This window comes from Streptomyces sp. NPDC026538 (assembly GCF_055567535.1).
The window spans coordinates 18,686-45,309 of record NZ_JBVHQG010000020.1 but is presented as its reverse complement, the minus strand read 5'-3'; the positions used below and the strand labels follow the sequence as shown (position 1 = coordinate 45,309).

The following is a 26,624-nucleotide window of genomic DNA, read 5'->3' as shown; positions in this document are numbered from 1 at the left end:
CGCGCCGTGCCGTCGTCGTGGCCGTTCCGGCCGCGGTGATGCTCGCGGTCGGCCTCTGGGGGCTGCACCGCGGCGGGATGTGGCGCGACGAGGCCGTCACCTACCAGGTCGCCCGGCGCACGGTGCCGCAGATCTGGCGGCTGCTGCACGGTGTGGACGCGGTGCACGGCCTGTACTACCTGCTGATGCACGTCGTCCTCGCCGTCGCCCCCGGCCGGCCGGGCGAGGTCGACCTCCGGCTGCCCTCGGTGTGCGCGGCGGCCGTCACCGCGGGCCTGGTGGCCGCCCTCGGCACCCGCCTGGCCCGGCCGCGCGTCGGACTGTGGGCTGGACTGATGTACGCGGTCACCCCGCTGGTCGGGCACTACGCGCAGGAGGGCCGCTCCTACGCCCTGGTCGCCGCGGGCGCGACCGGCGCGACCCTGCTGTTCGTACGGGCGGCGGCCGAAAGGGAGGCCGGCGGAGAGACCGAGGCGGAGGCCGCAGGAGAGGGCGAATCGGAGAACGAAGCGAAGGCCGGAGGGCGATGGCGGGCCTGGTGGTGGTACGGCGCCGTCCTCGCGGTCACCTGCTGGCTGCACGAGTTCGCGGTCCTGCTGCTGCTCGCGCACGCGGGAACTCTGGCGCTGACCCGATCGTCGGGAAGGGTGTGGCGGGGGTGGGGCTGCGCGGCCGCGGGCGTGGCGGTGTCCCTGGCTCCGATGGCCGTCATCTCACACGCGCAGTCGGCCCAGCTGGCGTGGTTGTGGGAGCCGGACCTGGAGACCGCGCAGGTGCTGCTGCGCCAGTACCTCGGACCCACCGACGGGGTGTACTGGGCGTGCCTCGCGCTCGGTCTGCTGGGGCTGACCCGGCTGGTGGGCCGGCGCGGTGAGGTGACCCTCGCGGCCGTGGCGCTGCCGCTCGCGGTGCTGCCACCGGTGGCGTTGATGCTGGCGTCGCAGCTCACGCCACTCTACGTCGACAGGTATGTGCTGTACGCGCTCGCCGGGGCGCCCCTGCTGGTGGCGCTCGGCGCGGACCGGGTCGCCGGGGCGCTCGGCCGGCTCTGGCCGCGCGGCACGGCGACCACGCCCAGGTCGCCCGCGCTCACCCTGGCGGGGGTCCTGGCGCTCGTGCTCGCCTTCACCCACCAGGTGCCGCTGCTGCGGCACGACCGTGTGCCGACCAACCGGCCCGACGACCTCGGCGCGGTCGCGGAGGCGGCGGCGCGGGTGCTGCGGCCCGGCGATCCCGTGCTGTACCTGCCGGCCCACGCGCGGGGGACGGAGCTGGCCTACCCCGACGACTTCAAGGGCACCCGGGACGTCGCACTGGCCGAACCGGCTTCGGCGTCCGGGACGTTGTACGGCCGCGAGGTCGGGGCGGGGACACTGCGGCGGCGGCTGGCCGGAGTGGACGAGGTGTGGGCGGTGATGGAGAAGTACGCGCTGGTGAGCGGGTATCGGCCGCGGCTCGGCACGGAGCGCGCCAAACTCGCCGTGCTGAACCAGCAGTTCGTGCTGCGGGAAGAGATGGTGATCGACCGGATCGCGCTGCGGCTGTATGTGCGGCCGATCCGGAGCGGGTTGGGCTGAGTGCCGGCTGCGGGCTCGGCGGGGGTTGGGGAGCACTGGTCGCGCCCATGCGGCGGTAAGCCGCACCATCGACACCGCCCCTGACACAGCCCCGCGCCCCTGGCGGGACGCTCACCAGGCCCCTTTCTCTGACTTGGGCGCTCAGCGCACGCTTCTCTGACGAGGCGCTCAGCGCGCGCCATGCCCTGGCGGGGCGCTCAGCGCGCCCCTTGCCCTGGCGGGGCGCTCAGCGCGCCCCCTCCTCCGAAGCCGCCGTGTCCAACGACCCCGTCAGCTGGTCCAGGCGTGCCTTCAGATCCCGGATCTCGTCCACGTCGAAGCCGGTCGCGGACATGATCCTGCGCGGTACCTCGAACGCCCGCTCCCGCAGCTCGGCGCCCTGCTCCGTCAGCCGTACCTCCACCGAGCGTTCGTCGCGGGCGCTGCGCTCCCGGTGGACCAGACCCGCCGCTTCCAGACGCTTGAGCAGGGGTGACAGCGTGCCGGAGTCCAGACGAAGGTGTTCGCCGAGCTTCTTGACCGGCAGGTCGCCCTGTTCCCACAGCACCAGCATCACCAGGTACTGCGGGTAGGTGAGCCCGAGGTCCTTGAGGATCACGCGGTAGACGCTGTTGAAGGCGCGGGACGCGGCGTGCAGGGAGAAGCAGATCTGGCGGTCCAGGCGCAGCCACTCTGCCTCGGGGGCGGGGGTCGGGGTCGTCGCGGTCATGGCTCCATCCTACCTCTTGTGAGTCATTTAGTTGTGCGCAATTGAGTTGTGTGCTCTACTTGTCGTCGTGAGGGCGGCAGGAACGGAGCCGCCGGAACACCGAAACTTCGAGAGGGATGGTCTTCCATGGACGCGCTCTACACCGCAGCCGCCACCGCCACCGGCCGGGAGGGACGGGCGGTCAGCTCGGACGGGCAGCTGGACCTCGCGCTGGCGTTCCCGCCGGCTCTCGGCGGCAACGGACAGGGCACCAACCCCGAGCAGCTCTTCGCCGCCGGTTACGCCGCCTGTTTCGCCAGCGCGCTCGGCGCCATCGGGCGCCAGGCCAAGGTGGACACCGGCGAGATCTCCGTCACCGCCGAGGTCGGCATCGGCAAGGACGAGTCCGACGGCGGCTTCGCGCTCAAGGTCACGCTGCGCGTCGAGCTCCCCGAGGAGCTCGCCAACGAGACCGGCGAGAAGCTCGTCCACCAGGCCCACGACTACTGCCCCTACTCCAAGGCCACCCGGGGCAACATCCCGGTCGAGCTCATCGTCGAGTAGTCGCCCGAGCAGTCAGTCGGGCAGCCGGCCGAGCGGTCACCGGTACGTCCTTCGTCCCGGTGAGCCGCGCGAGCACCTCCCCGGTCCGCCGGCTCCAGTCCACGACCACCGCATCCCCGGGCAGCCGCTCGCGCCGCGTCAGCAGCAGCCAGCGCACCCGGGGGCGGTGGTCGCGGGCGTCGGCCAGCTCGATGCCGTATCCGGGGAGCAGGCGTACGGCGTAGTAGGCGTCCGTGACCACGGGTTCCCCGGGGCCGATGTGCCGGGCCGCCCAGTCGTACGACGGCCAGCGCGGCGGCTGGACGAAGCCGACCGGGTCCAGTGACCGCGGTACGACCGCTCCGGCCTGCGCCGTCAGAAAGCCCAGGCAGACCCCGCCGGCCGCGGCCCAGCCGAGCGCCCGCCGCCGGACCGGCCAGGGACGCTGTGCCGCCAGCTCCACCGCGAGCGCGCACTGCGGTGCCAGGAGGGCGGGGCCGAGCAGTTCGCCGAAGCCGTGGCGAACGCCGTACCCGGCCAACAGGGCCCCCATGAGGAACAGCAGTACGAGCGGATCACGCCAAGCCGCGGACCGTCCCGCGTCCTGCCTCGTGGCCCTTCCCGCGGCCGATCCCTCGCTCCTTCCCGCGGCCGATCCCGCGGCGTTTTCCAGGGCTGATCCCTCGCCCCTTCCCGCGGCTGATCCCGCGGCCTTTTCCAGGGCTGATCCCGCGGCCTTTCCCAGGGCCGATCCCGCGGCCACTTCCGGGGCCGATCCCGCGTCCCGTGCCCGCAGCCACAGCGCGGGTACGCCGAGCAGCGCCAGCCAGCACTGCCCGACCACCCCGCCGTAGGCCCCGTACAGCCCGTACACGCCCTCCAGTCCGTCCAGCCCGTCCGCCTGCGGCAGCACACGCGCGTGGGTGCCGCAGGCGATCACCCCGGCCGCCACCGCGCCCATCAGCCCCCACCGCCCCCACACCGCGCCCGGCCACCCCCGCTGCCATCCCGCCCCGAACGCCACCGCCCCGGCTGCCGCCGCCACGCCGAGCAGCGGGTCGACCAGCGCCACCACTCCGTAGAGCACCCCGAGCGCCGCGTATCCGGAGCGGCTGCGCAGGCCGCTCGGACCGACATAGCGCACCCGGCGCAGATCACGGGCCCGGGCGCCGGTCAGGGCCCAGGCCCAGAGGGTGAGGCCGAGGGCGAACGCGGAGGGGTAGCCGAGGCTGCCGGTCAGGGGCAGCAGGGCCAGCGAGCCACCGCCCCATCCCGGCCGGGTGCCCCACAGCACGGACCCGAAGGCCAGCGCCAGTACCGGCGCCCAGGGGCGCGGGGTGAGGACGCGCACCAGCCGGCCGAGCCCGGTCAGCAGCACCAGCAGGTTCAGCGGGCCGCACACCCGCAGCAGCTGCCACCCGCTGAGCCCGGTCAGCCGCGCCAGCGCGTCCTGCGCGAGCACGTACGGGGAGGCAGCGGTGTCGGCCGGGCGCGCCCGCAGCAGCCGCTCCACCGCCGCCGCGTGCTGTCCGGCCTCGCAGCACGGCGGCACCCGCCAGTACGCGAGGGTCATCACCAGCCAGAACAGCAGGCCGAAGACCTGGTACGGGGTGAGTCTCCGGACGCGGCCGCCGCGCAGGGCGGTGGAGCCGCGCGCGGCGCGCCGGACCAGGGCGCCGGTGCTCACCGGAGAGAACGGACAGGGCGGACCATTTGCCGAGTGTTCCCGCCCGCCCCGCCGGCATCCCGTCCGCTCTGCCGCCCGTCACCTCAACGAGTGAGCTTCCGACAGGCCCACACCGCTCACGTCATCAAGTGACCCTCCCGCAGGCCCATACCGCTCACGTCATCGAGTGACCCTCCCGCAGGCCCGCAGCGTTCGTCTCCGCGAGTGTCCCCTGCAGGGGAACCGGAATCGCCCGGTGCGCCAGGCGGTCAAGGAGCAGGGGGATGCCCACCACCGGCAGCAGCCAGGCCAGCACGATCAGCCGGTCGCCCCCGATGGTGATGTCGGGATGCCCGGCCTGGGTCAGGATCCCGGTGGCCGCGGCGGCCAGCAGGAAAGCCCCGAAGGCCGGCCGCCGCCGCGCTCCCCACGCCCCGGCCGCCAGCGCCGCCGGGAACAGCGGGGACGGCAGCTGCCGGCGCAGCCACTCCACCCAGAAGTCCCACTCCAGATGGAGGAACTCCGGCCAGGGCCGCACCCGGTCCGGGTGGCGGTAGTGGTCGGTCAGCAGGTCCTGCATGCTCTCCGCCTCGGAGGGATAGTGCAGCAGCCGAGCCAGCAGCAGGGTGCCGGCGACCGCCACGCAGCCCGCCGCCGCGATCGCCACCACCCCGCGCCCGGATGCCCGGCCGTGCCGTCGCCGCCCGAGGGCGACCGCCGCTCCCGCCCCGGCCAGGCACAACCCGAGGAACAGCGCCTGTGCGTGCTTCACGGCGAACAGTGCCGACAGCGCGCCCGCCACCAGCGCCGTTCCACCTCGCGCCCGCCCGGTGAGGGCCAGTGCGCAGCCCCAGACCGCCGTCAGGGTCAGCGCCAGCATCAGGCCCTCGGTCATCGGCCGCATCGCGGTCGTGCCCACCGGCAGGACGTAGTACAGGGCTTGCCCGGTCAGCGCGAGCGGCACCGGTACCGACAGGGTCCGCAGGACCAGGAAGGCCAGTACCCCGCCCGCGACCGTGACCAGGACAGACGCCAGCCACACCCCCCAGGTCACCCCGAACACGGTGACGAACGGCAGCAGGAGCACCGGATAGCCGGGCCGCACCTCGAAGATGGCCCGCAGCCGGGGGCCCACGAAGGGCACGACGTGCCCGTCCGTCTGCCCGGCCGCCAACCGGGTCTCCACGCGCCGCAGTTCGTCCTCCCGGCACTCGGCGAAGACCCGCTCCGCCGGGCTCGGCGCATGGAAGTGCACGACGTTCACGCTCTGCGCGCGGGCCGCCTCGGACGCCTGGCCGGCGCACGCCCAGTCGACCGTCCGGGCCGCCGCCGTCCGCTGGTCCGCGCCGCCCAGGGTCAGCGCGTAGGACACGTAGTTCCTGGAGTCGGGGGTGTCCCGGCCGGTGACGTCGGCGAGTTGCAGCACCGCGAACACGGCGGCCAGGACCAGCACCCAGGTGCGCGGTCTCACGTCGACGCCAGCAGATCGTGACCCGGGGCCGGTTCCGGCACCCGCACGTCGGCGGCCGGCATCGACTCGCCGAGCAGCAGCGTCCGTACGACCCGTTCGGCGGCCCTGCCGTCGTCGAACTCGCAGAAACGGGAGCGGAAGTCGGCCCGCAGCCGTGCCGACTCCTCGTCCCGCCAGCCGCCCGAGGCGAACAGCCACGCCAGCTCCCGGTAGGAGCGGGAGACATGGCCCGGCGCCTCGGCGGTGATGTCCAGATAGGCGCCCCGGCTCGCGGTGTACGCGGCCCAGTCGTCGGCGTGCACGACGATCGGCCGGTCCAGGTTCGCGTAGTCGAACATGACGGAGGAGTAGTCGGTGACCAGCGCGTCCGCCGCCAGCAGCACCTGCTCCCCGTGCGGTTCGCCGGTCGCGTCGACCACGATCCCGCGCCGGTGCAGCTCGGCCAGGCCCATCCCGCGTGCCGGGCCGGTCGCCAGCGCCGGATGCAGCCGGACCACCAGGGTGTGGCCCGCGCCGAGGTCGGCGGCGAACCGGGCCAGGTCGATCCGCTCGACATGACCGCCCCGGACGTAGTCCCGGCGGGTCGGGGCGTAGAGCACGACCGTGTGGTCGGCGGGAATGCCGTACCGGGCCCGGAAGTCCGTGGGACCGCCCTGGACCAGGACGTCGTTGCGCGGGCTGCCCGTGCGGGCCGACGCGAAGTGGCAGGGGTAGGCCCGCTCCCACACCAACTCGGAGTGGAGGTTGGCGACCAGGCTGTGGTCCCAGCGGTCGGCCCGGCGCAGCATCTGCGGCACGTCGAGACCGAGCCGGGCGCCGGGCTTGCCCAGCAGGTCGGCGCCCAGGTACTTCAGCGGGGTGCCCCGATGGGTGTGGATGTGCACGCTGCCGGGCCGCTTGACCAGCGCGCCGGGCCAGTTGACGTCGTTCACGAGGAACTTCGCGCGGGCGGTGAGCCGCCGGTACTCCGGGGAGTCCAGCAGGACGTGCTCCACGTCCGCGGGCAGGTCCGCCGCCACCTCCGCGTCCTTCACCACCCAGACGCCCCGCAGCTCCGGCGCGATCTCCCGGGCCTTGCGGTAGACGGCCGCCGGGTCGCCCCGCAGGCCCCGGTGCGAGGACGCCGAGTACAGGACCAGCCGCTCGTCCAGCGCACGGTGGCCGCCCAGCCCGGTCAGCGCGCGCCGGGCTCGGGCGCCCGCCGCCCGCCGCACCCGCAGCACCTGCCGTCCGCTCTCCCGGCCGGCCCGCCCGGCCTGCCGCCGCAGCAGGTACGACGCGTACGAGCCGCCCAGCACCCCGAGGTCGGCACCCTCCGGCCGGTACGCCCGGTACAGCTCCGCCGTGCGGCGGAAGAACTCGCCCTTGGCGGCGGGCGGCAGCCGGTCCGGCTTGGCGAGGATGTCCAGGCAGTGCTCGCCCATCTTCCGGTGCAGATACGGCCGCCAACCCGCCAGCTCCGGGCGCGAGTCGACGAACTCGAACACCCTCCGGTACTGGTCGTGGATGTCGAAGTGCTTGCGGCTGGTGGTGGAGAGGATGTTGCCCTGGCGGCGCTGGCGGTAGTTCAGGCAGATCCGGTCGAGGGTGGCGATCCGGCCGGCGCCGAGCAGGACCGGGAAGGTCCAGGGGGTGTCCTCGTAGTAGCCCGGCGGGAACCGGAAGCCGTTCTCCGCGACGAAGTCACGCCGGTAGGCCTTGTTCCACACCACCATCAACAGGTCGAGGATCTCCGGATGTTCGGCCGCGGTGAAGACGCCGTCGGTCGAACTCAGCACCTCGGCGAGGGCGTTGCGCCGGGTCCCGCCCCACCAGTAGGTGCGGGCGTAGTCGAAGACCAGGACGTCCGGGTCGCCGGTCTCCGTCAGCCGGTCGGCGATCGCGTGCAGCGCGCCCGGGGTGAGGGTGTCGTCGCTGTCGAGGAAGAGGAGGAAGTCGCCGGTGGCGTGGGGGAGTCCGGCGTTGCGGGCACGGCCGAGGCCGACGTTCTCGGGCAGGTGCAGGACCCGTACCCGCGGGTCGCGGGCCGCGTACTCGTCGAGGATCGCGCCGCAGCCGTCCGGGGAGCGGTCGTCGACGGCGATCACCTCGATGTCGTGGAAGGACTGGTCCAGGACCGAGTCGAGGCACTCGCGCAGAAAGCCCTGCACCTTGAAACAGGGCACGATCAGACTGAGTCGGGGCACGGTCAGCTCCTCACGAAGGCGGTGGACGCCGGCGCGGGCAGGCGTTCCGCGAGGGGGATCAGCGGCGGCAGCGACTCCGGCGGCTGGCCGAGGAACACCCGGCGTACGACCCGTTCGGCGGCCAGACCGTCGTCGAACTGGCAGAAGCGGGCCCGGAACTCGGCCCGCAGCCGCTTGGACTCCGGGCTCAGGTGGGAACCCTCGCGGAAGATCCGGGCCAGTTCCTCGGGGGTGCGCGCGACCGGGCCCGGCGGCTCGGCCATCAGGTCGAAGTAGACGCCCCGGGTCTCCCGGTAGACCTCCCAGTCGTCGGCGTAGACGACGATCGGCCGGTCCAGGTTGGCGTAGTCGAACATGATGGAGGAGTAGTCGGTGATCAGCGCGTCCGCCGCGAGACACACGTCCTCGGCGGAGCGGTGCGAGGTGACGTCGATGACCCGGCCGGTGCCTGCGAAGGCGCCCCGGTCGTAGAAGTAGTGGGCGCGCAGGAGGACGACGACGTTCTCGCCGGCCGCCTCGCAGAACGCCTCCAGGTCGAGGCCGGGCTCGAAGCCGCTGTGGTGGTCGCGGTGGGTGGGGGCGTACAGCACGGCCGTCCTGCCGTCCGGGACGCCCAGGCCGCGGCGGGCCCGGACCACGTCGTGGGCGGACGCCGTGTAGTAGACGTCGTTGCGCGGATAGCCGTACTCCAGCGCCTCGTACGAGCCGGGGAAGGCGCGCTCCCAGGTCTGGGTGGAGTGGCGGTTGGCGGAGAGGTTGAAGTCCCAGCGGTCGACGCGGCCGAGCAGCTTGGTGAAGCTGCCGGTCTGCGCGGCGACCACCGGGTACGTCGACTGGTCGACGCCCATCTTCTTCAGCGGGGTGCCGTGCTGTGTCTGGAGATGCACGCTGCCGGGCCGCTTGACGACGCCCTCCGCGAAGTTGGCGTTGTTGACGAGGTACTTGGCGCGGGCCAGCACCTGCCAGTAGCGGCGGCTGCCGATCGCGGCGTACTCGACGTCCCGGGGCACGGTGTGTTCCTGGCCGGCCTCGACCAGGAACACCGAACGCAGCCGCGGGGCCAGCTGGCGGGCCGTGGCGTGGATCGCGGCCGGGTTGCACGCGTAACCGCGTCCCCAGTAGGCGCAGTACACGGCGAGGCTCTCGTCCAGCGGGCGGCGCAGGTCGAGGGCGTAGCGCAGCCGGGTGAGCGGCAGCCTTGGGCGGGGCAGCCGTCCGGCCGCCCGGACCACCGCCCGGTTGGCCCCGCGCAGCGCCCGGAACGCGGTGTACGCGCCCGCCGCGAGGAGCCGGTGCTGCACCCCGAGACTGCCGCCCGGCATCCGGAACCCGGCCGGCCGGTACGTGCGGTACAGCGCCCCCGCCCGCCGGAAGAACGCCCGGTGCCCGGACGGCAGCCGCTGCGGGCGGGCGGCCGTCCCCAGCACGGCCTCGAAGAGCTGCTCGAACAGCGGCCGCGTCCGCTCGCCCGGGAGCTCCGCCGCGAACGCCCCCGCCAGTACCCGTTCGACCTGGTCGAGGAGTTCGTGCTGGTGCGCACCCGGCAGGTTCAGCCGACTGCCCTGCCGGCGCAGCCGGTGGCGTACGACCACCGAACGCAGCACCGCGACACGGCCGGCGGCGACAGTGGTCCGGCCACCCCAGCCGAGGTCCGTGAAGTGGCCGTCGGGGAAGCGGAGCCGACGATCCGTGAGGAAGGCGCCGCGGTAGGCCGCGCTCCACGCAGGCCGTGTCACGCCGGTCAGCGCGGGTGCCTCGGCCGGGGCGAAGGCGCCCTGCGGGGTGCCCGCCGGCAGCGTTGCCGCCGGGTTGGCGGGTTCACCCTCCCACCAGGGCACCCGCTCGTGCTCGAAGTACAGCACGTCCACGTCACCGGTCTCGGCCAGCCGTGCCGCCAGCCGCGCCAGCGCGCCCGGGACCAGGACGTCGTCGCCGTCGAGGAACAGCAGGTACGTGCCCTGCGCCGCCCGCATCCCGGTGTTCCGGGCCCCGCTCAGCCCGGCGGACGGCGGTGAGTGCACCGGGGCCACCCGGGAGTCCCGCTCGGCGTAGGCGGCGGCGACCGAGGCGGCCGGGGCGTCGGGCGCGTCGCAGACCGGGATCAGCTCCAGGTCGCCGAAGGACTGGGCGAGGACCGAGTCCAGCGCCTGGGACAGCCGGCCGGCGACCCCGTGGGACGGGACGATGATGCTGAAGCGGGGCATGCTGCTCTTTCTCAGGTGTCCATGCGGCCCGGCCTCCCCGTGGGGCGCCAGGTGGACGGCCGGGACGGAGTGGGCCGCGAGGTGTTGGGGGGCACGAAAGAACTCCCTGGAAGGCAAACGGCGGTCAGCGGCTCTCGGTGACGGGCGGGTGACCAGAAGGTTGCGGAACGGTGGCCAGCGGGGAGTGGGCGAGCCCCGAGGCCGCCGACGGAACAGGGTGTCGCTCGTCCAGGGGGATGAACTCCGGCAGCCCGGCCGTCTCGCCGAGCACCACATGCCGTACGACCCGCTCGGCGGCGCGTCCGTCGTCGTACGGGCAGAACCGCTCGCGGAAGGCGGCGCGCAGCTGCGCGGAGCGGGAGCCGCGCCAGTGGCCGCCGGCGAAGATGTCGATCAGCTCGTCCTCGCTGCGGGCGACCGCGCCCGGCGGGGTGGAGCGCAGGTCGAAGTAGGTGCCACGGGCCGCGTGGTAGGCGTCCCAGTCCTCGGTGTGCACGACGATCGGGCGGTCCAGGTTGGCGTAGTCGAACATGATCGACGAGTAGTCGGTGATCAGCGCGTCCGAGGCGAGGCAGAGCGACTCCACGCTCGGGTGGTCGCTGACGTCGATCACTCGCGCCCCGGCCGCGAGCGGGCCGCCGTGCCAGTAGTGGGCGCGGGCCAGGACCACGAAGCGCGGGCCGAGCCGGCGCACGATCCGGTCCAGGTCGAGCGCGGGGCGCTGGGTGCGCCGGTAGTCGCGGTGGGTGGGCGCGTACAGCAGCGCGACCGTGCCCTCGGGGACGCCCAGCGACTCGCGGATCCGGGTCACGTCGGCCGAGGTGGCCTGCTGGAAGACGTCGTTGCGCGGATACCCGTATTCGAGGGTGGTGTAGCCGCCGGGGTAGACGCGCTCCCAGGTCAGGGTGGTGTGGCGGTTGGCGGACAGCAGGTAGTCCCACTTGTCGACGCCCCGCAGGAGCTCCTCGAAGTCCATGCGGGCGCCGGCCGCCGGGTGTTCCTGGAGGTCGAGGCCCATGTGCTTGAGCGGGGTGCCGTGCTGGGTCTGCACGAACACCTGGCCGGGGCGCTTCCTCAGCCGCCGGTCGAAGTTGACGTTGTTCACCAGGTACTTGGAGCGGGCCAGCGCGGTCCAGTAGCCGAAGGTGCCCGGGCGCAGCCGGCGCGGGCCCGGCGGGACGGCGTGCTGGTGCTCGGGGCGGGCGATCCAGGCGGTGCGGATGTGCGGGGCGTGGCTGCGGAACGCCGCCTCCAGCGCGCCCGGGTTGCAGCTGTGGCCGCGGTTCCAGTAGGCGGCGAAGACCGCGCGGTCGGCGCGCAGCGGCAGCCGCAGCTGGACGCGGTAGTGCAGCTGGAGAAGGGCCGAGCGCAGGCCCCGGAGGGACTTGACGCCGGTCTTCACCGTGCGGCGGCCCGCGAACCGGGCCAGCTGGAGGGCGCGGTAGGTGCGGTGCAGACCGTAGTGGACGAGGCCGTGGCGGAGCCGGGTGGGCCACGGGACCGGGGCGCCCTCGGCCCGGTGCCGGCGGTAGTGGGCACGGGCCCTGCGCAGGAACTCGGCGCGGGTGCCGCGGGGCAGCCGCTCCCGCTTGGTGAACACCGTCGACAGGTGGTCGATCATCCGCCGGAACAGCACCGGCCGCCAGCGGGCCAGTTCGGGCCGCTCGTCGAGGAACGCGAAGACCCGGTCGTACTGTTCGAAGATGTCGAAGTGGCCGCGGCTGGTGGTGGAGAGGATGCTGCCCTGCCGTCGCTGCCGGTAGTGCACGCAGACCCGGTCCAGGGTCGCGATCGACCCGGCGGTCATCAGGACCGGGTAGGTCCAGGGGGTGTCCTCGTAGAAGCCGGGCGGGAAGACGAAGCCGTGCTCCGCCACGAACTCCCGCCGGTACGCCTTGTTCCAGGCCACCATGAGAACCCGGAGGAGACCCGGCCGGTCCTCCAGACGGAAGGGCGCCGGACCCTGCTCGGTCAGTTGCGGCGCGACCTTGTTGCGTTCCGCCCGGCCCGTCCAGAAGGTCCGCGCGTAGTCGTAGACCAGCACGTCCGGCTCGCCGGTCTCCTTGACCCGGTCGGCGATCGCCCGCAGCGCGTCGGGGGTGAGCGTGTCGTCACCGTCCAGGAAGAGCAGGTAGTCGCCGCCCGCCTGCTCCATCCCGGTGTTGCGGGCACCGCCCAGGCCCTGGTTCTCCGGCAGGTGCACAGGCCGTACACGCGCGTCACGGGCCGCGTACTCGTCGATGATCGCGCCACAGGCGTCCGGTGAGCGGTCGTCGACGGCGATCAGTTCCAGATCGGGATACGACTGCGAGAGCACCGAGTCCAGGCACTCGTGCAGATACGCCTGGACCTTGTACGCGGGGACAATGACACTGAACCTGGGCAAGGGGCATCCATGGGTCGGTCGGCGCGGGCGTTCTGCCCGGGAACGGCCAATGGAGTGATTTGGTTACGGTTCCCTACGTCATGTGGGTTACGTTCCGTACCTGCGCTTTCCGGGGGACAGGGCCACCCCCAGAACCCGGCGAAGGACGAGCCGATGACCGACTCGCCCTTCTTCGAGGCGTCTTGTGCGGTTATTTGACCGCGCCGGCCATCACCCCCGTCACGAACTGCCGCTGGAACGCGAAGAACACCGCCAGCGGGATCACCATCGAGATGAAGGCGCCGGGGGCCAGGACGTCGACGTTGTTGCCGAACTGGCGGACCTGGGTCTGGAGCGCCACCGTGATCGGCTGGGTGCCCGACTTGGTGAACACCAGCGCGACCAGCATGTCGTTCCACACCCACAGGAACTGGAAGATGCCCAGACTCGCGATCGCCGGGCCGCCCAGCGGCATCACCACCCGGGTGAACAGGCGCAGTTCACCGGCGCCGTCGAGACGGGCCGCCTCCAGCAGCTCGCGCGGGATCTCCGCGAAGAAGTTCCGCAGCAGGAACACCGCGAACGGCAGGCCGAAGCCGACATGGAAGAGGACCACCCCGAGAATCGTCCCGAACAGGCCGATCTTGCCGAAGAGTTCGGCGATCGGGATCAGCGCGACCTGGACGGGGACCACCAGGAGGCTGACCACGATCAGGAACCACCAGTCCCGGCCCGGGAACTCCATCCACGCGAACGCGTAACCGGCCAGCGCCCCGATGATCACCACCAGGACCGTCGCCGGAACCGTGATCAGGACCGTGTTCCACAGCGAGTGGGTGATGTCGCTGTTCTCGAGGAGGTTCTGGTAGCTGTCGAACGTCAGCTGGGACGGCTTGGCGAACACGTTCCACCAGCCGCTCGCGCTCATGTCCTCCGGGGAACGCAGGGAGGAGGCGAGCAGCCCGATCGTCGGCACCAGCCAGAACAGGGCGACGACGATCAGGAAGACCCGCACCAGACCGCCGTTGATCTTCTCCAGCAGCCAGCTCATCGCCGTTCCTCCCGTCGCAGCCGACGCACGTTGAACCACATCACCGGGATCACGAGGAGCAGCAGGAACACCGCGATCGCGCTCGCGATGCCCGGCTGGTCCTCCGCGAAGCCCTTGCGGTACAGCTCCAGGGCGAGCACGTTCGCGTCGTCCTGCGAGGAGCCGGGCGCGATGATGTACACGAGGTCGAAGACCTTCAGCACGTTGATCATCAGGGTGACGGTGACCACCGCGAGGACCGGCGCGAGCAGCGGCACGGTGACCTTGCGGAACACCTGCCACTCGGTCGCCCCGTCGACCCGGGCCGCCTCGAGGAGCTCCCGGGGGACACCCGCCAGCCCGGCCGCGATCAGCACCATCGCGAAGCCCGCCCACATCCAGATGTACGACCCGATGATGGCGGGCGTGACCAGGGACGGGCCGAGCCAGTCGACGCCGTTGTAGGGCTGCTTGAAGTTGCTCGCCGGCAGCTTGAGCCGGGCACCGTCGGCGGCGGCGGGCAGCGTGAAGGTGCCGTCGGCGGCGGCCTTGGCCGAGGCCACCACCTTGCCGTCCTTCACCGCCTCGATGCGCATCCCGTCGTAGCCGACCTCGGACGGGTCGGGGGCGCCGAGCCTGCCGACGCCCTTGCCACGGGTGAAGTCCTGCCAGGTGGTGCCGGTGATCTTCCCGGGGTCGGGCTTCGCCGCCACGGCCTTCTTCGCACCGTCGGGCATCTGGTCCGGGGCGACGCCGACCAGGGGGAGAGCGACGGTCTGCCCGGTGTGGACGGTGGCCGTGGTGACGAAGCCGCCCTGGTCCGGCTTCAGCGGTGACTCGCGACCCGGGTGGGCGTTCGGGAACGCGGAGGACTGGGCGAAGGTGTCGTGGATCCCGACCCAGACCGCGTTGGCGACGCCCTTGTCCGGATCCTGGTCGTAGACGAGACGGAAGATGATCCCGGCGGCCAGCATCGAGATCGCCATCGGCATGAAGACGACCAGCTTGAACGCCGTGCCCCAGCGGATCCGTTCGGTCAGCACCGCGAAGATCAGACCGAGGGCGGTGGAGACCGTCGGCGCGAACACCACCCAGATGATGTTGTTCTTCAGGGCGGTGCGGATGCCGTCGTCCGTGAAGATCGCCTTGTAGTTGTCGAAGCCGGCGAAACCGTCGCCGTTCGCGTTGTAGAAGCTGCGGATCAGCGAGTACCCGATCGGGTAGACCACGAGCGCGCCGAGCAGCACCAGGGCGGGCAGGAGAAAGAGGAACGCCACGGTCCTGCGGGTGCCGGTCACGCTCTTGCGGCGGCCCGGAGGGGCGGGGGCCGTCGTCGCGGGTGCGGCCATCGCCCGGTCAGCTTCCGCTGCCGTAGGCGGCCGCCGCGTCCTTCTCCAGCTTCGCCTGGGTGCCCGCGACGTCCTTCGGGTTCTTCAGGAAGTCCTGGAGGTCCTTCCACTCGCCCTTGCCCGGGGTACCGCCGAACGCCTGCGGGGCCTGGTCGGACATGTCGAAGCGGAAGTCGTCACCGGAGGAGATCAGGGCCTTGGCGATGGTGCGCTGCACCTCGTTCGGGTACGCCGAGTTCGGCACGCTCTTGTTCGGCGAGAGATAGCCGCCGAGCTTCGCCTGGATCGTCGCCGCGTCCGGGGAGGCCAGGAAGGTCGCGAGGGCCTGGGCGCCCTTGGAGTCCTTGAAGATGACGGCCGCGTCACCGCCGGAGACCACGGGCGCGGCGGAGCCGACCGCCGGGAACGGGAACACCTTGGCGTCCGTGCCCACCTTCGCCTTGGTCTGACCGATGTTGACCTGCACGAAGTCGCCCTCGTAGACCATCGCCGACTTCGGCTGGTCGCCGCCCGTGAAGGTCTGGGTGACCGAGGTGGTGAACTCCGTCTGCAGCGCGCCGTTCTGGCCGCCCGCCAGATAGTTCTTGTTGCCCCAGATCTGGGCGAGCGTGGTCAGCGCCTGCTTCACCGACGGGTCGGTCCACTTGATCTTGTGCTGGGCCAGCTGGTCGTACTTCTCCGGGCCCGCCTGGGAGAGGTACACGTTCTCGAACCAGTCGGTCAGCGGCCAGCCGTCCGCGCCGGCCACCGAGAACGGGGTGACACCGGAGTCGTACACCGCCTGCGAGGTCGTCAGCAGGTCCTTCCAGGTCTTCGGCTCGGTGGCGCCCGCGTTCTCGAAGACCTTGGCGTTGTACCAGATCAGCGACTTGTTGGCGGCCTTGTAGTAGACGCCGTACTGCTTGCCGCCGACCTTGCCGATGTCCTGCCAGCCCTGCGAGTAGTTCTTCTGCACTTCCTTGACCGCGTCCGCGCCGAGCGGCTTCGCCCAGCCCTTCTGCACGGCCTGCTTGATCGCGCCGGGCTGCGGCAGCAGCGCGATGTCCGGCGGCTGACCGCCCGCGATCTTCGACCCGAGGAAGTTGATGATCGGATCCTGGGCGGGCACGAAGGTGACCTTCGCACCGGTGCGCTTCTCGAACTCCGCGAGCACCTGCTTGAAGTTCTTCTGCTCCTGGCCGGTCCAGACCGCGGCCACCTCGAGTGTGGTGCCGTCCAGCTTCGGGAGGGTGAGGGTGGAACCGGACGTACTGGCGCTGCTCTCCGAGCCGTTGCCGTCCTTCTTGTCGTCACTGCCTCCGCACGCGGTGAGCACGAGGGCTCCCGCGAGGAGTGCGGTGAGTGTCGTGAGGGCCCTGCCTGTCCGGATGGTGTTGCTCATGGCGCGCATCACTTCCCCGTTCGTCGTTCCTCGTTGAACGTCAGAACTCTGTTCCGTGCGCTCCGGTGTACGCGGGGGGCGCCTGTGCGGCAAGGGTGCGTACAGGTGAGGGCCGTAGATCGTGATCGCCTCGTGATCAGTGACCCGGGTTCGCCCTCGCTCACAGCAGCGAGGGAACCTCCGCCGCCGCGACCTCTTTGGCCGCTCTCTCCACCGCGCTCGCCAGCAGCGCCAGGTCCGTCGGGCCGTTGCCCAGCTCCCTCACCGGGCGGCGGGTCGGGGGGTCGCCCATGCGGGGCCAGTCGAGGGGGACGACCGTGGGGCGCTGGGTCGCCGTGCGGGGGATGCGGCCGGTGACGCGGCCCGCCTGGAACGCCGTGACACGGCCGTCCGGGGTGGTCAGGCGGCCGCGGCCCGGCGCCGGTTCGTCGGGTCCCGAGGCCGGTGGGTCCAGGGTGACGCGCAGGGTGGCCCGCCGGGCCGGTTCCGTCTCCGCCGTACGACCGCTCGCGCCGGCCGCCGCGATCAGGTGGACGCCGAGCCGGTCGCCCTCCTTCGCCACCGCTTCCAGCGCCCGCATCACGGAACCGGCGGCCGGCCGGCCCGGTGAGCCGAGGGCGGGGGAGACCAGGGCGTCCAGATCGTCGACCACGACGACCAGGCGCGGCAACGGCGGTGGTGCCTCGGTGCGTTGACGGGCGGCGGCCCCGGCCGACGGGCGCAGCCGGATCGTGGAGCTCGGCGGCGCCTCTATGTCGGCGGCGCCCGACGCGGCGGGGCGGCCGCGCTGGGCGACGATACGGCCCGAGATCTCCCGCTGGGCGTGCCAGTCGGCGAAGTCGGAGCGGCCCAGCAGTTCGGCCCGCCGCTTCAGCTCGGCGCTCAGCGACTGCGCCAACTCACGCATCCGGACCGGGTCGTTGACGGAGAGATGGGTGGTCACATGCGGTATGTCCGTGCACACCCGCAGGCCCTCGCCGAGTCCCGCGCCGGAACCGGTGCCGACGCCGTCGCGGCCGTCGATCAGGACGATCCCGAGCCGGTCGGGGCGCTCGGCGGCGGCCAGCGAGGCGACGATCGCCCGCAGCAGTTCGGTACGGCCGCTGCCGGGCGGCCCCTCGATCAGCAGATGCGGTCCCTCGGCCACCAGGTCGGCGCCGAGCGGGCCGCGCGGTCCGGCGCCGAGCACCGCCCGGGCCCGGCCGCCCAGCGACTCCGCGTCGTCGGCCGCGTCCGCCCAACGGGCCATCAGCGAGGCCGGGGTGGCCCGGGCCAGCCCCAACTCGTCCAGCAGACGGGCGGACTGGGGGAGCGGGGTGGCCACGCGGGTGTGCCGGTCGCCGGCCGGCCCGTCGGGGCGCAGCGGGGCCAGCGCCCTCGCGAACCGCTCGGCCCAGGCGGGGGAGACCGCGTCCACCGCGGCCAGGGTGCCGGGGCCGAGAGGGCCCGCCGCGTCGGTGCGGGCCACCCGCAGCAGATGCAGTGCGGTCGCCACGTCCCCGCTGAGCAGGGCCACGGCCCCGCACTCCCGGAACGTCGGCGTGACCGCGCACGCCGCCTCGTAGGTCTGGGTGACCGGCGAGGTGGGCGAGGTGGGTGCCGTCTCCGCCAGGCAGATCACATGCACTCCGGCGCGCGGCCCGGCGACGGTCAGCCGCGCCACCGCGTCCCGCAGCGCGGAGCCGCCGGGATCGCCGTCCACGACGACGACCGTGTACGGCCCCGGGAAGCCGCCCCTGCCGTCGCCGTCGTCGGCGCCGAGGTCGTCGCGGGCCCAGGAGGGGCGGTGGCCGGCCTCGGCGGACGAGGCGTCCGGGGTCGTACCGGCCAGGTTCGGGCGGTCGGCGGCGGTGGCCGGTCGGCGGGGCGCGGACAGGTCCTCCACCCTGCGGAGCAGTTCCTCCACGCGGGCGGCGGCCTGTTCGCGGTCGTAGGCGAGCAGGAGGCGGCAGTCCTGGCCGTGTCCGGGGCGGACGTGCGGGAGCCAGCCGAGCCAGGACCACTCGGCCGTGCGCTCCTCCAGGGGGCGGGCCCGGTCCGCGCTGATCAGCACGATCTCCAGCAGGTCGGGGGAGTGCAGCGCGGCGAGCTGGGCCAGTACCGCGCGGGCGAGGCCGGCGAGGCGGCTGCGCGGGCCCGCGAGACCGAGGGCGCCGGCCTCGCGCAGGTCGGCGGTGACCGGCACGGCGGGGAGCAGCCCCGGGGCGTCGGGCGCCGGGCGGTCCGCGGTACCGAGCCGGACCGTGAGCGTCTCCGGGTGGCCGGGCCCGCGCTCCCAGAGACGGGGGCCGGGGCCGAGCGCGGTCAGCAGCAGGGCGGCGGGATCCGGCCAGGTCTCGGGCTGGGCGGGGAGACCGGCCGATGCCGGGCCGCCGACCTCGGCCGCGGGCTCGCCGTCGGCGGCCGACGGGATCTCACCGCGCCCGCCGGCCAGCCGCCGCGCCCAGGCCCCGAGCCCGCCGCGCCTACGGGCGCCGGGCAGGGCGGGGGCGTCGGTGCCGCGCAGGGGGGTGCCTTTGCGCCTCGCGGAGAGGGCGGGGCCGTCGGAGGCGTCGTCGGTCGGTGAGGCGTCGTCCGGGGACGGGCGGTGGTGCGCTGCCGCCGGAGGATCGGAGGCCGCGGGCCCGGCGGAGCCGCCGCTTCGGGCGCTGGGGCCGGACGCGGGACCGTGGGAGCCGCCTGGGGCGCCGGGGCCGCCGAGAACTCCGGAGCGGCCGACGTGGGTGTCGCCGGAGCGTTGCGTGGGAGCGGACCGGCCCGTGGCGGTGAAGCGGTCGGTGGTGGTGGGGCGGTCCGTGACGGTGGAGCCTTCCGCGGCGGCGGGGCGTTGTGGGTCGCCGGAGCGCTGCGCGGGGGCGGCGCCACCGCGTGGGCCGGGCAGTCCGCCGCGGCCTCCGGTCGACGCAGCGTCGTACCCGTGTCCGCTCGGCGCGGACTCGTACCCGCGCCCGGCAGACATGGGCGGTTCCTGCCCGGGTGCGGTCGTCTGTGCTCCGTCCCGGCGTCCGGCCCGGGACGGTTCGTGCCTGGATCCGGTCGGCTGCGGTCCGCCTCCGCGCCCGGCCGACGGGGGCTCGTGCCTGGGCCCGGCCGGCGGTGAACCGTCTGCGCGCCCGGCCGTCTGCGGTGCGTCCCCGCGCCCGGCGCCCGCGGGGAACCCGCCGCCCTGGCCGGCCGTCGGCAGTCCACCCCGGCTCTCGATCCTCGGCGCCTCCCCCTGCGCGGGTACGACCGGTGGCTCCACCGGCCCGTGCTCCTGGCCCCCCGCCGCTCCGCCCGAGGCTCCCCAGCCCGCGGTGCCGTAGGCGTGATGGGTGCGGCCCGCGGGTCCGGTCGGGCCGTCGGCCGCGGCCGCCCCGCGCGCGGAGCCCGCGAAACCACCGGCCGCGAAGCCGCCGCTCCCCTCGTCCGCGTCCGCGCCCTCACCGCCGAGCAGCACCCGTACGCAGCCCTCCCCGTCCGGTGCCGTGTCCACCCGGGCTCCCGGTCCCCCGGACGGCGTAAGCCGCAGGGCCGATTCCCCGATGCGCAGGAGCGCTCCCGCGGCGAGGCGGACCGGGCGGTCGGTGACGCGGGTGCCGTCCAGGGCCGTGCCGTTCGTGGAGTGCAGGTCGGCGACCGAGACGCGGCCGTCGGCGGCGACCGTGACGGCGCAGTGCAGCCGCGAGACGTCGGGGTCGTCGAGCGGGACGTCGGCGTCGGCGGAGCGGCCGATGGTGATCTGGCCGCCGTGCAGGAGGTGGACCCCGCCCGCGTCGGGCCCGGCGATCACATGGAGCTGGGTCGGGGCGTCGTCGAGCTCGGGATGCGGCTCGGGGGCGGCCGGCGCGCCCAGGGACAGCACGGCGCCGTCGACCAGCGGGGGCTCGCCCAGGGTCCGGCGGCGGGCGTCCAGCCGCTCGGTCCCCGCGTACAGCACCACCGGGGCGCCGCTCGTCTCCCGGCCGCCCGGGCCGCCGTCACCGGTGACAGCCGAGGCCAGCGCGGAGGCCACCGCGGCCAGATCCGTGCCCGCGGGCGCCGTCACCAGCACGTCCCGGCTCACGGGCCGGCCCCGCTGCGCGGCAGGGCCCAGCGGGTCTACGACGGTCAGCCGGATCTGCATCGCCGTCAGCGGTCCCTTCTGCGCGGGCGCGGAATTCCCCCCACCGCCACGAGCACGTCGGCCAGTTCTGCTGTCGCACGCATCCTCGCACCTGCCACTGACAACGCGCCCACGCCCCGATGGTAAGTGATCTTGATTGGTCAGCTCTGCCCCCAAAAGTGCCTGACCAATACCGTGCGGGCGATCACTTGAGATCGGTCACGTCGGGACCCGGCAACCACCGGACCGAAGCGAGCGTCTTTCCATCGAACAACTGAGGGAACGCCTACGTATGGGGATACGTCCGGAACACTTATCGGCCGCCTACGGTGCGGGGGAAAGCACAGCCGGACGACAGCCCGGTGCCAGGGACCACGGCACTACAGTGGGTCGGACACAAGAACCGGACACACCAGCAAGCAACAGGGAGCGGATGACGTGCGGCCGGTAGGCAGCAAGTACCTCCTGGAGGAGCCGCTCGGACGCGGCGCCACCGGTACCGTCTGGCGTGCCCGCCAGCGGGAGACCGCGGGCGCCGAGGCGGCCGTGCCCGGCCAGCCCGGGGAGACCGTCGCGATCAAGGTCCTCAAGGAGGAGCTCGCCAGCGACGCCGATGTCGTGATGCGGTTCCTGCGGGAGCGCTCGGTGCTGCTCCGGCTGACCCACCCGAACATCGTCCGGGTCCGTGACCTGGTCGTCGAGGGTGATCTGCTGGCCCTGGTCATGGACCTCGTCGAGGGCCCCGACCTGCACCGCTACCTGCGGGAGAACGGCCCCTTCTCGCCGGTCGCCGCCGCGCTGCTGACCGCCCAGATCGCCGACGCGCTCGCCGCCAGCCACGCCGACGGCGTCGTGCACCGCGACCTGAAGCCCGCCAACGTGCTGCTCCAGCAGTACGACGGCCAGATGCACCCGCTGCTGACCGACTTCGGCATCGCCCGGCTCGCCGACTCCCCGGGCCTGACCCGCACCCACGAGTTCGTCGGCACGCCCGCGTACGTGGCGCCGGAGTCCGCCGAGGGCCGCCCGCAGACCTCCGCCGTCGACGTCTACGGCGCCGGCATCCTGCTGTACGAGCTGGTCACCGGACGCCCGCCGTTCTCCGGCGGCAGCGCCCTCGAAGTCCTCCACCAGCACCTCAGCGCCGAGCCGCGCCGCCCCTCCACCGTCCCCGACCCGCTGTGGACGGTCATAGAGCGCTGCCTGCGCAAGAACCCCGACGAACGGCCCAGCGCCGAGAATCTCGCGCGCGGCCTGCGGGTCGTCGCCGAGGGCGTCGGCGTGCACGCGAACTCCGCGCAGATCGCCGCCGCCGAGGGGGTGGGCGCGCTGCTGGCCCCCGACCCGGCGCCGACGGCCGTACCGGGGTCGGCCGACCCCACGCAGGTGCTGCCGAACACCGGCGCGTTCGGGTCGTACGACCCGAACGCGGCGACCAGCGTGCTCCCGCACACCGGCGGCCCCACCGGCGCCGCCGACCCGACCGCCGTGCTGCCGAACACCGGCGCCGCCGACCCGACGGCCGTCATGCCGCCGATGCCCCAGGGGCAGCCTGGCCAGCCGCAGCCGGACCAGCCGCACCCCTGGCAGACCCAGCTCCGCGCGGCCCGCGACCGCAACGAGCAGACCCAGGTCCAGTACCTCGACCCGAACGAGGACCCGCTGCGCCGCCGCCCGCAGCGCCAGGTGGCCCGGCCGCAGCAGCAACAACCGCGCCAGGCTCCGCAGCAGCAGCCGGTACGCCGGCCGCAGCCGCGCGGCCAGCAGGGCGGCGGGTACGGCCAGCAGGGCGGGTACGGGCAGCAGCAGCCCGCCGGGTACGGCCACCAGCCGCAGCAGTACGCCCCGCCGCAGCAGCCCCAGCGGCCGCAGCAGCGCTACGCGCCCCCGGCCGCCCCCGCCGAGCCGCAGCGGGCCCCGCGCGAGCCGCGGCAGCGCAGCGCCAACCCGATGAAGATCCCCGGGCTCGGCTGCCTCAAGGGCTGCCTGTTCATGGTCGTCATCCTGTTCGTCGCGGGCTGGCTGATCTGGGACCTGACCCCGGTGCACACATGGGTGGGGGAGGGCAGGGGCTACTGGAGCCAGCTGAAGGACTGGACGACGTCGGTCAGCAACTGGATCGGCGACCTCGGCAACGGCTCCGGCAACAACAACTGACCGCGAGTCTGGGGATTTGTCGACACCTGGCGGGTGATTTCCGCCTCCGTGGTGAAGGTTGGCTCATCGGACGCGTACTTTTGTCGGCAACACGCGTCTGTAGGAGCAGCCTTGGCACGGAAGATCGGCAGCCGGTACACCGCCAACCAGATCCTGGGGCGGGGCAGCGCCGGCACGGTGTGGCTGGGCGAGGGGCCGGAAGGGCCCGTCGCCATCAAGCTGCTGCGCGAGGATCTCGCGTCCGACGAGGAGCTCGTGGGCCGCTTCGTACAGGAGCGCACGGCCCTCCTGGGCCTTGAGCACCCCAACGTGGTGTCCGTCCGCGACCTCGTCGTCGACGGCAACGACCTCGCCCTCGTCATGGACCTGGTCCGGGGCACCGATCTGCGCACCCGCCTGGAGCGGGAGCGGCGCCTCGCGCCCGAGGCCGCGGTGGCCATCGTCGCGGACGTCGCGGACGGGCTGGCGGCGGCGCACGCGGCGGGCGTGGTCCACCGGGACGTGAAGCCGGAGAACGTCCTGCTCGACATGCAGGGCCCGCTCGGCCCCGGCGGGGCCCACCCCGCCCTGCTGACCGACTTCGGCGTGGCCAAGCTGATCGACTCCCCCAAGCGGACCCGCGCCACGAAGATCATCGGCACCCCGGACTACCTGGCACCGGAGATCGTCGAGGGCCTGCCGCCCCGGGCCTCGGTGGACATCTACGCCCTGGCGACCGTCCTGTACGAGCTCCTCGCGGGCTTCACCCCGTTCGGCGGCGGCCACCCCGGCGCGGTCCTGCGCCGGCACGTGACGGAGACCGTCGTCCCCCTCCCCGGTATCCCCGAGGAGCTGTGGCAGCTGCTCGTGCAGTGCCTGGCGAAGGCGCCGGCCTCCCGGCTGCGGGCGTCCGAGCTGGCCGCGCGGCTGCGGGAGCAGCTGCCGACGCTGGCCGGGATGCCGCCACTGGACGTCGACGAGCCGGAGACCGAGGCGTCGGAGGAGGCCGCCGAGGAGACGGCCGCCGCTCCGGCCGCGGAGGAGCAGCGGGTACGGCGCCGGGGGGCCGTCTCCCTGGTGCCGGGCGCCAAGCCGGACTCCAACCGGGACACGCACACGTCGATGAGGGTGCCGGGTCCCGACGAGCTGGCGGGCGGCGCGCGGGGCACGGCCAGGGCGCCGAGGGCGTCCGGGGCGCCGCGACCGGGCTCGGCCCGGCACAAGGCGGCGGCACGGCGGCGCAGGGTGACGCTGGGCGTGGCCGGGATCGTGCTGGCGGCGGCGGTGGGCGTCGGCGCGTGGCTGGCGGGCTCCGGAGACGACTCCCCGCCCCAGGACACCCACAGCACCTCTACGCCGTGACCTTCCGCCCGCCCGCCTGACCCGGCGACCGCGGTCCCCGGGCACCCCGCTCCACCCGGCGGACGGGCCGGGCGCCGGTGGCCGGGCGCTGTGCGCTTGGCGGAGCCGTTACGCTGGGAGGCGTGGCAGTCGTCGATGTATCCGAAGAGCTCAAGTCCCTCTCCTCGACCATGGAGTCGATCGAGGCCGTTCTGGACCTCGACAAGCTGAGGGCAGACATCGCCGTGCTCGAGGAGCAGGCGGCCGCGCCGTCCCTGTGGGACAACCCGGACGAGGCGCAGAAGATCACCAGCAAGCTCTCCCACCTCCAGGCCGAGGTCAGGAAGGCGGAGGCGCTGCGCGGGCGGATCGACGATCTCGCGGTGCTGTTCGAGATGGCCGAGGAGGAGGACGACCCGGACACCCGTGCCGAGGCCGACTCCGAGCTCGCCGCCGTCAAGAAGGCGCTGGACGAGATGGAAGTGCGGACGCTGCTCAGCGGGGAGTACGACTCCCGCGAGGCGCTCGTGAACATCCGCGCGGAAGCGGGTGGCGTCGACGCCGCCGACTTCGCCGAGAAGCTGCAGCGGATGTACCTGCGCTGGGCGGAGCAGAAGGGCTACAAGACCGAGGTCTACGAGACGTCGTACGCGGAAGAGGCCGGCATCAAGTCGACCACCTTCGCCGTGCAGGTGCCGTACGCCTACGGGACGCTCTCCGTCGAGCAGGGCACCCACCGGCTGGTGCGGATCTCGCCGTACGACAACCAGGGCCGGCGGCAGACCTCCTTCGCGGGCGTGGAAGTCCTCCCCGTCGTCGAGACGACCGACCACATCGAGATCGACGAGTCCGAGCTGAGGGTGGACGTGTACCGGTCCTCCGGGCCCGGCGGGCAGGGCGTCAACACCACCGACTCCGCGGTGCGCCTCACCCACATCCCCACTGGCATCGTCGTCTCCTGCCAGAACGAGCGGTCGCAGATCCAGAACAAGGCGACCGCGATGAACGTCCTCCAGGCCAAGCTCCTGGAGCGGCGCCGGCAGGAGGAGCAGGCCAGGATGGACGCCCTCAAGGGCGACGGCGGCAACTCCTGGGGCAACCAGATGCGTTCGTACGTCCTGCACCCGTACCAGATGGTCAAGGACCTGCGTACGGAGTACGAGGTCGGCAACCCCGAGGCCGTCTTCAATGGCGAGATCGACGGCTTCCTGGAGGCCGGAATTCGCTGGCGCAAGCAGCAGGAGAAGTAACTTTGTCGACTTGCCCATGGCGAGTCGGCCCGATTCGAGAACTGCCGCCCCCGGGGCGGCAGTTCTCGTATTTCCGGGCCACGCCGGGGCTGTGTCTGGGTTTTACATCACACTCACAGGCTTCAACTCCCCGCATTCGGCGCGCAACTGGACATCGCGCCCGCAACGGCCTTGACGTTGCTTTGAAAAATGGGAAGGGTGAAGCGTGGCATGCGTATCTCTGGGGCGCATGAGAACCGGGGGGCTCGCGTATCCGTAGCTACCTCCGTAGAGCACAGCCCCAGCGCCGCCAACCTGACATTCAGCTACTGGGGGTAGCAACCAGATGACCAAGAAGACACGGATCCGGGTCGCGCGGATAGCCGCCTGCGCCGTGATCGCCGCCGGTGCCTCGCTGACCGCCGCCGGCGCGGCCTCCGCCCTCTCCATCGGCGTCGAGGCCAACGAGGACGGTCTGACCGCCACCGTCAACACGGCCGACGACCCGACCGACGACCCCACGGGGATCCCGACCGGCCCGGCCACCAGCGAGCCGCCCACGAGCGAGCCGCCGACCAGCGAGCCGCCGACCAGCGAGCCGCCGTCCGAGTCCTCGGAGCCCTCGGACGAGCCCACCCAGCCGACCGACGAGCCCACCGAGCCGACGGACGAGCCGACCAGCGACAACCCGACCGACGGCAGCGGCACGGGCACCGGTGGCGGCAACAACACCGGCACCGACGGCAACTCCGGCACCTCCGCGCAGGAGGAGGGCTCCTCCGCCCTCACCGACACCGGTTCGGACTCCACGAACACCCAGGCCCAGGGCGGCGGCGACCAGCTCGCCGAGACCGGTGCCGCGCAGACCGGCTTCCTGATCGTCGGTGCCGCCACGATGATCGCCGGCGGCATCGGCTTCCGTATCCTGCCGCGCCTCATGGGCGGCCGCGGCGGCGCCGCCGCCTGACGGCAGCCGTTCGCTCACGGAGCGTAGGCGTTCACGTGCGGCGAAGGGCCCGGAGCAGCAGCTCCGGGCCCTTCGGTCGCTTTTCGCGCGGTGCGTTTGTCTGTGACGTTCGCTACGCGGTCTGATGCGCCAGCAGCGCCACGGCGGCGATCAGTACCGCCAGCAGCCCGATCAGCGCCATCGGGTTCAGCCCACCCAGGAAGTTCTCCTGCTGCAGACGCTCGCGGTTGGCGCGGCACACGGGGCACCGGCCTTCGCTCACGGGCGCCGCGCAGTTCGCGCACACCAACCGGTCGTACGTCATGCGCTCGCCCTCCTTGCACCGGCCATTACCTACACAACGCTCAGCGGAACGAGAACGTTCCCCCTCCACTGTGCCAGGTTCCCCCGGAAAGAGCGCGGCCGTC

At 73.1% G+C, this 26,624-nt stretch carries 17 protein-coding genes; 6 read left to right on the top strand and 11 right to left on the bottom strand.

Annotated features, from left to right (window positions below; all coding sequences use genetic code 11):
* The first annotated feature begins 38 nt into the window (after window positions 1–38).
* On the top strand, window positions 39–1,577 hold the full coding sequence (locus ACZ4N4_RS44715; RefSeq protein WP_467600220.1) for a glycosyltransferase family 39 protein: 1,539 nt from the start codon (window positions 39–41) through the stop codon (window positions 1,575–1,577).
* 226 nt (window positions 1,578–1,803) lie between these two features.
* On the opposite strand, the gene ACZ4N4_RS44710 is transcribed toward ACZ4N4_RS44715, so the two are convergent.
* The gene (locus tag ACZ4N4_RS44710) at window positions 1,804–2,286 is read right to left on the bottom strand and encodes a MarR family winged helix-turn-helix transcriptional regulator (protein WP_450756415.1); all 483 of its coding nucleotides are present in this window, start codon (window positions 2,284–2,286) and stop codon (window positions 1,804–1,806) included.
* A 126-nt stretch (window positions 2,287–2,412) separates the two neighbouring features.
* On the opposite strand from ACZ4N4_RS44710, the gene ACZ4N4_RS44705 reads away from it, so the two are divergent.
* Window positions 2,413–2,829, top strand: a complete 417-nt coding sequence (locus ACZ4N4_RS44705; RefSeq protein WP_467600166.1) for an organic hydroperoxide resistance protein — start codon at window positions 2,413–2,415, stop codon at window positions 2,827–2,829.
* On the opposite strand, the gene ACZ4N4_RS44700 is transcribed toward ACZ4N4_RS44705, so the two are convergent.
* From ACZ4N4_RS44700 to ACZ4N4_RS44660, 9 genes are all read right to left on the bottom strand, one after another.
* Window positions 2,816–4,495 (bottom strand): hypothetical protein, encoded by a 1,680-nt coding sequence (locus ACZ4N4_RS44700; protein WP_467600163.1) that lies wholly within the window; start codon window positions 4,493–4,495, stop codon window positions 2,816–2,818. The genes ACZ4N4_RS44705 and ACZ4N4_RS44700 overlap by 14 nt on opposite strands.
* A 154-nt stretch (window positions 4,496–4,649) precedes the next feature.
* Entirely contained in the window at window positions 4,650–5,945 is a 1,296-nt protein-coding gene (locus ACZ4N4_RS44695) for a hypothetical protein (RefSeq protein ID WP_467600160.1), read from the bottom strand.
* Window positions 5,942–8,131, bottom strand: a complete 2,190-nt coding sequence (locus tag ACZ4N4_RS44690; RefSeq protein WP_467600157.1) for a bifunctional glycosyltransferase/CDP-glycerol:glycerophosphate glycerophosphotransferase — start codon at window positions 8,129–8,131, stop codon at window positions 5,942–5,944. Before ACZ4N4_RS44690 ends, ACZ4N4_RS44695 begins: the two co-directional genes overlap by 4 nt.
* Window positions 8,132–8,133: 2 nt before the next feature.
* Window positions 8,134–10,335, bottom strand: coding sequence for a CDP-glycerol glycerophosphotransferase family protein (locus ACZ4N4_RS44685; RefSeq protein ID WP_467600154.1), 2,202 nt, complete (start codon window positions 10,333–10,335; stop codon window positions 8,134–8,136).
* A 124-nt stretch (window positions 10,336–10,459) separates the two neighbouring features.
* Window positions 10,460–12,721: a bifunctional glycosyltransferase/CDP-glycerol:glycerophosphate glycerophosphotransferase gene (locus tag ACZ4N4_RS44680; RefSeq protein ID WP_467600151.1), complete on the bottom strand. Its 2,262-nt coding sequence runs from the start codon at window positions 12,719–12,721 to the stop codon at window positions 10,460–10,462.
* Between the two features lie 190 nt (window positions 12,722–12,911).
* The gene (locus tag ACZ4N4_RS44675) at window positions 12,912–13,751 is read right to left on the bottom strand and encodes a carbohydrate ABC transporter permease (protein ID WP_453579312.1); all 840 of its coding nucleotides are present in this window, start codon (window positions 13,749–13,751) and stop codon (window positions 12,912–12,914) included.
* Window positions 13,748–15,079 carry a carbohydrate ABC transporter permease gene (locus tag ACZ4N4_RS44670; protein WP_467600148.1) on the bottom strand — a complete coding sequence of 444 codons (1,332 nt, stop codon included), beginning with the start codon at window positions 15,077–15,079 and terminating at the stop codon, window positions 13,748–13,750. Before ACZ4N4_RS44670 ends, ACZ4N4_RS44675 begins: the two co-directional genes overlap by 4 nt.
* A gap of 7 nt (window positions 15,080–15,086) precedes the next feature.
* The gene (locus tag ACZ4N4_RS44665) at window positions 15,087–16,469 is read right to left on the bottom strand and encodes an ABC transporter substrate-binding protein (RefSeq protein ID WP_453579317.1); all 1,383 of its coding nucleotides are present in this window, start codon (window positions 16,467–16,469) and stop codon (window positions 15,087–15,089) included.
* 151 nt (window positions 16,470–16,620) lie between these two features.
* Entirely contained in the window at window positions 16,621–20,565 is a 3,945-nt protein-coding gene (locus ACZ4N4_RS44660; protein ID WP_467600145.1) for an FHA domain-containing protein, read from the bottom strand.
* A 417-nt stretch (window positions 20,566–20,982) separates the two neighbouring features.
* On the opposite strand from ACZ4N4_RS44660, the gene ACZ4N4_RS44655 reads away from it, so the two are divergent.
* The 4 genes from ACZ4N4_RS44655 (at window position 20,983) to ACZ4N4_RS44640 (ending at window position 26,217) form a co-directional block, all read left to right on the top strand.
* Window positions 20,983–22,701, top strand: coding sequence for a serine/threonine-protein kinase (locus ACZ4N4_RS44655; protein WP_467600142.1), 1,719 nt, complete (start codon window positions 20,983–20,985; stop codon window positions 22,699–22,701).
* 111 nt (window positions 22,702–22,812) lie between these two features.
* Window positions 22,813–24,042, top strand: coding sequence for a serine/threonine-protein kinase (locus ACZ4N4_RS44650; RefSeq protein WP_467600139.1), 1,230 nt, complete (start codon window positions 22,813–22,815; stop codon window positions 24,040–24,042).
* A gap of 122 nt (window positions 24,043–24,164) precedes the next feature.
* Entirely contained in the window at window positions 24,165–25,271 is a 1,107-nt protein-coding gene (prfB, locus tag ACZ4N4_RS44645) for a peptide chain release factor 2 (protein ID WP_450756390.1), read from the top strand.
* A 325-nt stretch (window positions 25,272–25,596) separates the two neighbouring features.
* Complete coding sequence (locus tag ACZ4N4_RS44640; protein ID WP_450756388.1) at window positions 25,597–26,217, top strand: hypothetical protein; 621 nt, start codon at window positions 25,597–25,599, stop codon at window positions 26,215–26,217.
* Between the two features lie 112 nt (window positions 26,218–26,329).
* Here the strand turns inward: ACZ4N4_RS44640 and ACZ4N4_RS44635 are convergent, their stop codons facing one another.
* Window positions 26,330–26,521 (bottom strand): hypothetical protein, encoded by a 192-nt coding sequence (locus ACZ4N4_RS44635; RefSeq protein WP_351701422.1) that lies wholly within the window; start codon window positions 26,519–26,521, stop codon window positions 26,330–26,332.
* Window positions 26,522–26,624 lie beyond the last annotated feature (103 nt).